This window comes from Fibrobacter sp. (assembly GCF_045601785.1).
In the GTDB taxonomy this organism is placed as follows: Bacteria; Fibrobacterota; Fibrobacteria; order Fibrobacterales; family Fibrobacteraceae; genus Fibrobacter.
The window spans coordinates 18,203-29,310 of the sequence record NZ_JAZSAF010000005.1 but is presented as its reverse complement, the minus strand read 5'-3'; the positions used below and the strand labels follow the sequence as shown (position 1 = coordinate 29,310).

Annotated in this window: 10 protein-coding genes; 9 read left to right on the top strand and 1 reads right to left on the bottom strand. The window is 52.7% G+C overall.

Annotation, left to right across the window (positions count from 1 at the left end):
- Together ACKI61_RS01295 and ACKI61_RS01290 are read left to right on the top strand one after the other, a co-directional pair.
- Positions 1–1,150 (top strand): MMPL family transporter (locus ACKI61_RS01295; RefSeq protein ID WP_407456010.1); only part of this gene is annotated, 1,150 nt, incomplete at its 5' end.
- 216 nt (positions 1,151–1,366) lie between these two features.
- Positions 1,367–1,984, top strand: a complete 618-nt coding sequence (locus ACKI61_RS01290) for a hypothetical protein (protein WP_407456009.1) — start codon at positions 1,367–1,369, stop codon at positions 1,982–1,984.
- Here the strand turns inward: ACKI61_RS01290 and ACKI61_RS01285 are convergent.
- Positions 1,981–4,092, bottom strand: coding sequence for an LTA synthase family protein (locus tag ACKI61_RS01285; RefSeq protein WP_407456008.1), 2,112 nt, complete (start codon positions 4,090–4,092; stop codon positions 1,981–1,983). The genes ACKI61_RS01290 and ACKI61_RS01285 overlap by 4 nt on opposite strands.
- Positions 4,093–4,131: 39 nt before the next feature.
- Between ACKI61_RS01285 and lptC the strand changes: the two genes are divergently transcribed.
- The 7 genes from lptC to ACKI61_RS01250 all read left to right on the top strand — a co-directional run bounded on the left by lptC (position 4,132) and on the right by ACKI61_RS01250 (position 11,064).
- Positions 4,132–4,941 carry an LPS export ABC transporter periplasmic protein LptC gene (gene lptC, locus ACKI61_RS01280; RefSeq protein ID WP_407456007.1) on the top strand — a complete coding sequence of 270 codons (810 nt, stop codon included), beginning with the start codon at positions 4,132–4,134 and terminating at the stop codon, positions 4,939–4,941.
- Positions 4,942–4,943: 2 nt separating this feature from the next.
- Positions 4,944–6,242, top strand: coding sequence for a hypothetical protein (locus ACKI61_RS01275; RefSeq protein ID WP_407456006.1), 1,299 nt, complete (start codon positions 4,944–4,946; stop codon positions 6,240–6,242).
- 10 nt (positions 6,243–6,252) lie between these two features.
- Positions 6,253–6,990 (top strand): LPS export ABC transporter ATP-binding protein, encoded by a 738-nt coding sequence (lptB, locus tag ACKI61_RS01270; protein WP_407456005.1) that lies wholly within the window; start codon positions 6,253–6,255, stop codon positions 6,988–6,990.
- Positions 6,991–7,005: 15 nt separating this feature from the next.
- Positions 7,006–8,640 (top strand): RNA polymerase factor sigma-54, encoded by a 1,635-nt coding sequence (gene rpoN, locus ACKI61_RS01265; RefSeq protein WP_407456004.1) that lies wholly within the window; start codon positions 7,006–7,008, stop codon positions 8,638–8,640.
- A 151-nt stretch (positions 8,641–8,791) separates the two neighbouring features.
- Positions 8,792–9,109 (top strand): ribosome hibernation-promoting factor, HPF/YfiA family, encoded by a 318-nt coding sequence (gene hpf, locus ACKI61_RS01260; protein WP_072979834.1) that lies wholly within the window; start codon positions 8,792–8,794, stop codon positions 9,107–9,109.
- Between the two features lie 13 nt (positions 9,110–9,122).
- Positions 9,123–10,154, top strand: coding sequence for an HPr(Ser) kinase/phosphatase (gene hprK, locus ACKI61_RS01255; RefSeq protein ID WP_407456003.1), 1,032 nt, complete (start codon positions 9,123–9,125; stop codon positions 10,152–10,154).
- Positions 10,147–11,064, top strand: a complete 918-nt coding sequence (locus ACKI61_RS01250) for an MlaD family protein (RefSeq protein WP_407456002.1) — start codon at positions 10,147–10,149, stop codon at positions 11,062–11,064. Before hprK ends, ACKI61_RS01250 begins: the two co-directional genes overlap by 8 nt.
- Positions 11,065–11,108 lie beyond the last annotated feature (44 nt).

Below are 11,108 nucleotides of genomic sequence, written 5' to 3'. Positions count from 1 at the left end.
CAAGTTCTTCAAGTATGTGGCCTTTGCGAGCTTTGCGCTTGGTGCAGTTTCCATTTGGTTTGCACAGGATGTGGACTTCGAACACAACCTCCGTAACCTGCGTCGCGTCTCGACGAACGTATCGGCCTCGAAGAACAAGATCTCTACGAAGGTCACCCGCGCGACAGGCAAGGCGGTCACCTCGACGCCGGCAGCTGTGATGGGTTCTAAGCCCGAACAGCTCGACAAACTTTATGACACGCTGATGGTGCGCCTGCACGTGGAACACGATTCGACTCTTGGAAGCTTCCTTACGCTCAAGAGCTTTGTGCCGCCACAGGATTCGCAGAAGGCCCGTCTCGAAATTATCGAAGAAATTCGCGACCTTGCCGAAGCCCGCGTGTTTGACCGCGCCGAAGGCGAGGATTCCGTGAATATCGCGAACCTCCGCAAGCTTTCTGCGGTCGAAAACACGTTTATCGCCGAAGATGTCCCGAGCTGGACGCTTGACCTGTTGCGTGAAAAGGACGGCAGCTACGGCAAGATTGGCTTTATCTACGGTGACTTCCCGAGCTGGGATGCCCACGCCTTGCATCGCTTCCAGGAACGCTATGGTCACTGGAACTTTGACGGCGAAGAACTGCGCACGTTCTCCTCGCAGTTCATTCTTTCCGACGTGATCGACTCCGTGAAGAAGGATAGCTTCAGGCTTGCGCTGGTGATTATCCTCGTGATTTTCGGTACGCTCGTGATATCGTTCCGCAAGCCGAAACTCTTCTTGGCAGGCTGCATTTCCTTTGGCATGGGAACACTCCTCACCCTCGGGCTTCTCGGGTTCCTCACCGACATGTTCGAGTTCGGGAAGATAAGCATTTACAACGTGATTGTTATCCCGATGGCGCTCGGTATTGGAATTGACTCCACGATTCACATGATTACCTCGTGGATGAGCGACAAGAATCTGACGCTCCGTCAGTTGATGGATACCACCGGCCGTAACGTGATGGCAAGTTCCACCACGACCATCGCGGGCTTTGTCGGGTTCCTGTTCACGACGCACCGCGGCCTGAAGGGCATCGGTGACCTCGCATGCATCAGCATCGCGATGTTCCTCATTACGAGCATCATCTTTACGATGTATTTGTGCGGTAGTTGGCTCAAGAAAAAATAGCCTCGCTATAGCTTCACATAACTTCCTTGCAGAAATACAATCGGCTCAGCAATGCAAGCATATAAATATGCTTGCGCTGCGTTCGCCTCATAGATTTTCTCGGACACTCGCTGTATTTTTATACAACTTCGGTCCTGTGGCGTCGTTCTGCTCGCTTCTAGCTTCGGCTTGTTTTAATAGTTGCTTTTTCGGCGCTTTTTTTGTATTTTCTTGTCTGTGAAAAGACTGTGCTTGTCTCTAGTTGCGGCGTTCCTGCTCGCTGCACCTGCCATTGCCGAGGACGCGAAAAAGCAGGAACGTTTTGCCATCGATGTGGGTGGCGGTTTTGCAACCTACTCCAGCCTGATTGCGCTTTCCATAGACATGCAGAACTGGGATTCTAGCGATGGGGTAGATGAACCTGCTGACGAGACCCATCCGGAATTGAATTATGTGGTGGGGAGTCTTGGCGCGCGCTACATCTTTACCCCGAATATCGAAGCGGGCATTGCCGCCTCTTACGAGTACTACAGTTCCTTTGCGCAGAATTGCCCCGAGGGCAAGGTGTCCGATTCGGAATGCAGCAGGGGCGACTTTCTGGACCACCATTTGGTCCATATTGCACTCGAAGGTAAGTTCAATTGGTTCACGCTTTTCGACATTCTTAGGCCCTACAGCAGAATCGGCATCGGGACTATGCTTGAATTTGACAGCGGGCTCGAAAGCGTGAGCCTGCCTTCCGTCCAGTTGACGCCGGTCGGCTTGGAATTCCTGTTCCCGTACGTGAGCGTGTATGCCGAACTGGGCGCGGGCTATCGCGGCTTTATGAGTGGCGGCATCGCGTTTAGAATTTAAAGCCCGCGTTCGAGCGAGTAATCCGAAATTTTGAGCAATGTATCGAGGGTCGCTGAGAGGCGGCCTTCTTCGTTTTGCAATTTGCCGGTGAGTTCGTTTTCCTGGCGGGTGTCGCTGTCGGCAAAGATGTGCGTCTCGTCTTGCGCGGGGTATTTCGCGATAAAGCGGTAACCGTCGAGCCCGATGGCGGCGTAGCCGGAATAGGCACCGAGGGACATGCCCGCGATTTGTGTTGGCACAACTTCGGAGACTACAGAATCAACTGCGGCAGAATCGTTGGCGACAGAGCCGATCTTCGTTACGTTTCCGCGCAGCAAGTTATGCCCCATGAAGATGTTTGGTACTGCAAAGCCAGCGAGTTCAAGCACCGTGGGCGCGATGTCAATCTGCGCGGCAGGAGTCGTGTCACGGACGGCGTCAAGCCCCTTCCCGTGAATAAAGAACGGAATCCAGCTCACGTTCGAGAAACCGCCGCCGTTCATGGTAGAAACGCCGTTTTCACCCAGGGGAAATCCGTGGTCTGCCATGATAATCACGTAGGTATTCTTGTACCATTCCTCGTTTTCGACAGCGCGAATAAAGCGGGCGATTTGCCTGTCGGCGTAACCCATGGTCACGTTGATGCGCTCCTGCAGCGGGCGGTTCTTTTCTTCGTCGGTCATGCCTGCGGCAAAGTTGAACGGGTAATGGTTCGAGCGCGTCATGAGCGTGGCGAGGAAGGGCTTGCCTTCTTTAGAAAGCGTGTCGCGAACGTATTCAATCGCGTTGTCGATGAATGTGGAATCGTCTTCGCGTTCGCGGTTGTAATGCTGCTGCGTGTACCACTTGGACATCCACACGCCCAGATTATCCCAGGCGGGGTCGGCGGCGGACATGTAATGCGTGCTGTAGCCGTTTTCGGTCAGTACCTGCACAAAGCTCGGGAGCGTTACGTGCGCGAGGTCTGTTGCCTGCGCGAGTCTGGAATGGTGCGGAATGCCGATGTGCGTCGAGAGTACGCCGCCGGTAGTGGGCACGCCGCTCGTATGCATGCGCATCCACACGTGGGAATGTGCTGCGAGCGAATCCATGAACGGCGTGGGCGAGGGCTGGATTTGCGGGTTCATGTAGCCCGTATTGCGGCCACGCTGCGATTCCATGAGCACCAGAATAAAGTTCGGCTGCATTTCGCGCTGGGCCTTGAGTTTTTCGCTTTGGAGTAGGGCCTGCGTCGGTTCGCGATAGAGCGGCAGGTGGTTGCCTGCGTCGCTGTCCGTAAAGGTCCAGTCGGAATCGCCCTCGATTTTTTGCCACAGGTTCTGGTAGGCCGTGCGGTACGTGCCCAGGTCGGCATCTGTAAGGCCGCTAGCCTTCTTTGCGACAAACAGGTCGTTGTAAATCAGGGAAACGACCGGGCGGAGCTTTGTCATGCGGGCGTTGCCGGTCCAGATAAAGTAAACGAACGAGTACGATGCGATGTAGAAGATGAGCATCGCGATGACGGATTTCTTGACGTAGAAGCGATTCTCGCTTAAGCCTTCGCGGGAACGGTACCACTTGCAAAGCAATCTGTAAACACCGTAAGTCAGCGGGAGCATGAGGGCCAACACCACAAACTGCAGGTACGGTACAGAAAGGTCGTTTGCCACGTAGTCGTAGAACACGATGATGGAGGAGGTATCCTTGTAGGTGTCGACAAGCCCGAAGGTCAAATGCCCGCCCAGGAATCGTTGCGTCTCGTTATCCAGAAGCGTCAGGAGCAAAATTGCGGTATGGAAAACGGCGTAGAGAATGGTCGTGACTTTTGTGACTACCGCGACTCTGCGGGTGGCGGCGGTCCCTGTCCCGATTGCATTAGAGCCGCTAGCGATGCGGACGGCGATCCCGCCCAGAATCAGGAACACCACGAGGGCGTTCACAATCCACATGAAGTCAATGCACACCGCATGGAAAATGAACCAGTCCGGCTTAGAGACAAACGGGAAACCGTAGGGGTTGCTGCGGAACAGGAGCAGTACGCGCAAGATAATGTGCGTGACCCATGCCGCAAGCGAAATCAGCACGAGGTTCTGAAGGGGGGCTAGACTGCTTGCCACTTTTTTCAATATATCGAGAACGCGAAGTTTCATGCGTTTAAAATAGAAAATCAAATTATGTATATTTGGCTCATGATTCTTCAAAAGTGGGCGTTGATACCTTTATTGCTGATCGGTCTCATGTTGACCGCCTGCGAAGAAATTGAAGAAGAAAAGCCTTGGCTGCAAGTGGAACGCCCCGAAATGCTTTTCACGGACACCACCCTGATGGACAGCTACGACAAGGGTGTGCTTGCGTGGAAACTAAAAACGGCGTATCTCGAACGCTGGGGCGACAAGGAGATTGTCTTTGTGCGTCCGGTTTTGGTCGATATTTACGATTCGCTTGGAGAACGCACGGCTTTCTTGCGCGCAGACTCTGGTCGCATGGATTTGAAGTTCACTTACGTATATGCCTACGGACATGTGTATGCACTGACTCCCAAGGGTGCCTCGGTTCGTTCCGATTCCTTGATTTGGAACAAGAAGGACAATCTGGTCAAGACGGACAGCTATGTGCGTGTCGTGAGTGAAGAAGGCGATGTTTTGCAGGGACAGGGATTTGTGAGCGACGCCCACATGGACAACTGGAGAATCCTTTCGAATGTGACCGGTATTTTCCAGGACGCGGCTCGCCGCCTCAAGGAAGAAGACAAGAACCAGGCCAAGGAAATTGAATCTCGCGATAGCGCTCAGGCGACACCGTCTTCTTCGTCGGTGGCAGCGAAGGTGGTCGCTCCGGTTGCAAAAAGTTCCTCTGCGACAGCACCCAAACCGGCGAAGACTACTCCAGATGCTCCAGCCACAAAGCAGGATTCGTTGGCAGAAAAGGCTCGCCGGAACGCATTGAATATGGTTCGTGGGAATATCCTGCGTGCTAAAGCGAAGACGAGGGATGAGTAGTGGTGCCATTGCGTAGAAACTTTCGCAGACTGTTGCCGCTGTTGCTTGTTATGCTCTTTGCGACCAGTGCCGTTGCGCAAAGCTCGCCTTTGATTATGAAACATGCCGACAGCCTTGCTGTCGCCCGTAAGCGGGGTACTCTGCTCTTGCAGGGTCGTGTGCATTTCATCCATGACAGCGTCCAGTTCCGTACGCAGCGGGCCTTCTGGCACAAGGATGCCGAAAGTGTGCAGTGCAGCGGCGGGTTTCTTTTTACGCACCCGTCGGGCTACATCAAGGCTCAGAATGGTCACTACCAGAAAAAGGCGGGAATCGCAACAGCTTCGGGCGATGTGCATGCGGGCGATTCGGCAAGTTCCTATCTGTTCACCGGCGAATATCTGGAATATGACCGCGAAAAAGAAATTCTCACAATGCCGCAGAAGCCAAAGCTCTACCAGTTCGAAAAGCAGAAGAGCGGAAAGATCGATACGGTGACGATTTCGGCAAAGCGCATCATTTACAACAAGAAGGACGCTTTTGCCCAGGCCTTCGACTCGGTGAAGGTGACGCAGAATGACATGGTGGTCACCTGCGACACGGGCTTCTTTGACCGCAAGAATAACTGGCTTAGTATGAAGGGGCATCCGACTTGCGACATGAAGAACTACCACTTGACTGGCGATTCCATTTTCCTGGTACTTGATTCCGCAGGAAAATCACTCAAGTCGGCGCTGGTAATTCGCAATGCGCATGGTGTGCAGCAGGAAGATCCCAAGAGAAATGCTCCTGGCAGCGTGACTGAGGCTTTTGGCGATACGCTCTATGCGGAATTCAGTAGCGATAAGATTGAACGGCTCTATGTGAACCTGAATGCCCGGGGATTCTTCTATGAGACCGACCTGAAGGATTACCGCAACCTGATGGACGGGGATCGTCTGGACCTTTATTTCAATCAGGGGAAGATGGACAGGGCGGTCGTCTCGGGCAAGGCGCAAAGTACCTATTTCTATGTCAAGAAGGACCGTTCCGTGGCGGGCAAGAACGAAGCGGCCGGCGATACGATCCATATTCTGTTCGATGCCCAGAAGAACGCCGTCAAGTCGTTAAGGCTTCTGGGAGGTGGCGCCATGGCAAGTGGCCGCTACATCGACATGGAAAAGGAACAGCGCAACAAGAAGGCTCTCGAGGCCGACTCGCTCAAGGCGGATGCTTCCGATAAGAATTTTTCTGACAAGAAGTTTTCCGACAAGCCGAATCCGCATTTGGAAATGATGAAAAAACTTCACAAGAAAAACATCAAGAAAGCAAAAGATTTGTAAATTATAAACGATGAAAAATTTAGTCAGTACCATTCGCACGGAACACCTGTGCAAAGTCTATGGAGGCCGTCAAGTTGTCCGCGACGTGTCCATTCGCGTTTCGCAGGGCGAAATCGTAGGGCTCCTTGGTCCCAATGGTGCTGGAAAGACGACATCGTTCTATATGATTGTGGGCATGGTGCGTCCGGAATCGGGCCACATCTTTCTCGATGACATCGAAATGACCGACAAGCCCATGTACAAGCGCGCTCGCCTGGGTATTGGCTACTTGCCGCAGGAAGCGTCCATCTTCCGCAAGCTAAGCGTCGAAGACAATATCATGGCGATTCTTGAAACGCAGGGTATGAAGCGTTCCGAACGCAAGCGCAGGCTTGAACAGCTGCTTGAAGAGTTCAAGATTACGCATATTCGAAAGACCAAGTCCATGAGCTGCTCGGGTGGCGAACGCCGCCGCCTAGAAATTGCCCGCGCACTTGCCAGCGACCCTTCGTTCCTTTTGCTCGACGAGCCTTTTGCAGGCATCGACCCGATCGCGGTGGCCGATATCCAGTCCATCATTTCGGGGCTCAAGGACCGCGGCATGGGAATTCTGATTACGGACCATAACGTGCGCGAAACACTCTCGATAACGGACCGTGCCTACATTATGTACAAAAGTCAGGTGCTGACCGAAGGTTCTTCGGAATACTTGGCGAACGATCCCGAAGCGCGTCGCATTTACTTAGGAGACAGCTTCAGTCTTGGTTAGACGAAAGGAATCCCTATGAATCTTGGAATGCAACTTGGAACAACGCAACGGCTGGAGCAGACGCTTACGCCCCAGTTGCGCCAGTTTGTCGCCATTTTGCAGAAGACTTCCCTGGAGCTCGACACGGCAATCAAGGACGAGCTGGAAACTAATCCCCTGCTGGAGCTGGATGATTCCGAACCAATGGAAGACCGAGAAGTCCGCGAAGACGAACTTCCAGATTCCGGAGCGGAACTGAAGGAAGACCATCCCGACGATTACGACGACTACGACTCTTCCGATTATTCTTCGCTGGAAGACAGCGCCATGGTCGATAGAGGTCTTTTGGACGGCGATGCAGACAACATCGATTACGAACGCTACCTGAATGACGGCTCCATGAATGAGGACGCCCCGTTCAAGGATCTGAATGCGCCTTCAAACGATCCCGATGACGAGTGGGACCGTCCCATCAAGGATTCCGACAAGGGCCTCCAGGAAAAGCTCCGCGACCAGCTGCTATTATGGTCCGGTACCCGCGAACTGCTCGAACAGCTTTCGCAGGCGGGGTGTTCCGAAAAACGCTTCCGTTCGTTGGTTGAGTACCTGATTGACTCGCTGGATGACGACGGCTTCCTGTCGAACGACAACTTGGGCCTGAACGGCTCGCCTGTTTCGAACGACGCCTTTGTCGAAGAAATTGAGTCGATGCTGCGGGGCGATGTCGCCCTGGACGACTGTTCGCTCCCCGTGCGTGAGGCGGTACATGTGCTGCAGGGCTTCAATCCCAAGGGAATAGGTGCGCGCGACCAGAAGGAATGCTTCTTGTTGCAGGCCTACGCCATTCCAGGCTTTTCGCCGCTCGCCATTAAGATCCTGGAGACCTGCTACGAAGACCTGCTTATGCTTCGCTATGCGAAAATTGGAAAGACCTTGGGGGTGTCCACAGAGGAAGTGCAGCAGGCGGTGGCAAGTTTTGCAAAGCTTAATCCGCACCCGGGCTTTCTGCTTTCCAATCGTCTGGTACAGGGCAAGATTCCCGACTTGAAAATCGTGAACCATCACGGCCGGCAGGATGTGGAAGCCTACCGTTCGCCCATGCAGAAGCGCCTCAAGGTCAACAAGACCTACGAGTCGATTCTCAAGGACAAGAACGCATCGAAGCACGACCGCGAATATGTTCGGGAACACCTGAAGAAGGCGAACGACTTCATCAAGGCGCTCGATGACCGTTGCTCGACCATGGAACTAGTGATGCGCGCCATCTTCAAACGCCAGAAGGATTTTTTTACTAAGGGTCCTGCATTCTTGAAACCCATGGTTCAGCGCGACATCGCCGATGACATCAAGCGTGATGTGAGTACCGTGAACCGCTCCATTAACGGCAAGTACGTGGATACCCCCTACGGCATTTTTGAGCTCAAGAGCTTCTTTACTTCGGGGGTCAAGCAGGGCGAGACCCTGGGTGCCGAAGAGCTCAGTTCGGCGACGATTTTGGATGCAATCAAGAAGCTTGTGGACGAAGAAGACAAGAAAAAGCCTCTTTCTGACCAGGCGATTGCAGACAAGCTTAAGGAGCAGGGCATCCTGGTGGCTCGCCGTACGGTGGCCAAGTACCGCGAGAACAACCTGCGGATTTTGCCTGCAAGTCAGCGAAAACGTGCCGTTTAGGCCATTTTGGGCCCATTATTCCAATTTGGAATAAATTTTTTTGAAAAAAATTGAAAAAACTTTTGTTTTTGAACAAAAAAAGATGTATATACTCTAGACGTGGAGCAAAATGTTCCGCAAATACAAGAACCCTTTTTAAGGAGGTTATATTATGGATATTCAGTTCTCTGCTCGTCATTTTAACGCATCGGCTGGCCTTCAGGACCGCATTCAAGAAGAAATGGATAAATTGGCTCGTTTCTACCCGAATATCACTAGCGCCTCCGTCATTCTCGATCACGAAGTGGAACATCAGCGTCATTGCGAAATTACGGTAAACATTACGGGCTCCCAGGTGGTGGCATCCGCCGACGAAGAAAACATGGGTAAGGCCGTCGATGTGACCCTCGAACGCATCAAGGTTCAGCTCAAGAAGGCTAACGACAAGCAGAACGATCACCGTGCTCAGCCCGTATCCGAAGTTGTATAACCGGGTATAGATTGTGTCTGAGTCCAGATTGAAAGACATCAAGATCCTGCACCGGGAACGTCTCCTGGTGCGGGACTTTTTTTTGCGTTACGGCAAAGACTTGCAGATGGCATGTCATTCTCCGGAGACATCCTTGGATGCCCCGATTGCCGAAAGCGGTATTCATAGGCCGGGACTTGCCATGGCCGGCTTTACTCAGGTATACAGCTCGCAGCAGATCCAGGTTGTAGGGCACACCGAATGGAACTACTTGGAATCGATTGGCCCCGAAGGCCGCGCCAAGGTGTTCGAAAATTTGTCTGTGTACAAGGCACCGATGTGGGTGGTCACCCATTCGCAGATGCCGCACCCTGAACTCAGGTGTATGTGCGAACGCCTGAACATCCCCCTATTCTCGACCACGCTTCACACCTATGAATTCAACAAGATCGCCCAGCGTATCCTGGAAGAATTCTTTGCTCCCCATGCCATAATCCACGGAAGTCTGGTCGATGTCTACGGCGTCGGCATGCTCTACATTGGCGATAGCAATGTGGGCAAGTCGGAATGTGTACTGGATCTCGTGGAAAGCGGTCACCGTATGGTGGCCGACGACGTCGTCCACATCAGTAATGTGGGACGCGCCATCATTGGTCGCCCTGACCCCCTGATCAAGCACCACATGGAAATCCGTGGGGTGGGAATCCTCGATGTCCGCTCCATGTTCGGTATTCACGCTATCCGCAAGGTGAAGAAGATCGAAACCATTGTGGAGCTGCAACAGTGGCAGCGCGATGGCGGCTACGACCGCACGGGACTCAACGAGCAGGAAGAAGAAGTGATGGGGGTGAAAATCCCGAAAGTGGTGATTCCCGTGGCTCCCGGCAAGAACCTGACCGTGATTTCGGAGGTCATTGCCATGAACACTTTGATGAAATATAGCGGTCAGAACGTGGCACAGGACTTCAATGAGGCCCTAATGCAAAAGATTAAGGCCAAGGCCAAGGGTGAGTATGTCGATGATTTGTTAGATTTCGACAATCAAAATTGGTCCTACTATGAATAGATTCAAAAGGCTTGTCAAAGAGAACCTGGTTCCGTTCATTATTTTTCTGCTTCTCCTGTCGTCCTGTTGCGGGGCGTGGTTTTTTCTACATCCGTCCAGCCCGTACCATAAACGCACCCGCTTTGTGGTCTCTTACGATGCGGTGGGAACCCTTTCGCCGGGAAACCGTGTCGATGTGCGGGGCATTTCCCGTGGAGAAATTCTCAAGGTTGAACTGACGGAAGATGCGGTCTATGTGACCGCCGAAGTCCTTGCTTCGACCCAGATTCCGAAAAATTCCGAATTCAGGCTGATCAACTCTGGCCTGATGGGCGAACGTGAAATGTGCATTTTGACGGGCGACAGCAAGGACCTGGTCCAGGACGGAGATACGCTCGTCGGAAAGTACGACGAAGGCATGAGCGGCGTCGGCAAGAAGCTTGTGGCCATTATGGGCAACATGAACGAAATCAAGGATTCCGTTCGTTCTGTGATGGATTCCATCGCTGTGGGGCAGGCGGGCTTGCAGCTGAAGCGCGTCACTAAAAAGGCGGGTCAGGTTGTGCATTTGACCAAGGTGAATGTGAACAAGTGGAAATCGGATGTGAGTGCGCTCTTGGACGAGTGCGACCGCAGCCTCGGAAGCGCCAAGCAGGCCCTGGATGTTCTGGCTGACCGGGGTGCTTCCAAAATCCACGAAATCAACAACTTGATGGATCGTACGCAGCAGCTTCTGGAAAAGGTGAACGAGCTGAAGGGGCAGAGTGAAGGAATCGTCCGAAAGTTGGCGGAAAAAGACAATACGGCGTCCCTGTTCCTTGCTCCGGATTCTGGCTTCAACCAGGAACTGGATCGATTGCTCGTAGATGTTGATTCTCTGCTGCAAGATATCAAGAAAAATGGCTTAGACATAAATATTGATATTTTTTGAAAAAAGTTTACCTTTTTCTGAAAAAAAAAGTTATTTATCATCTT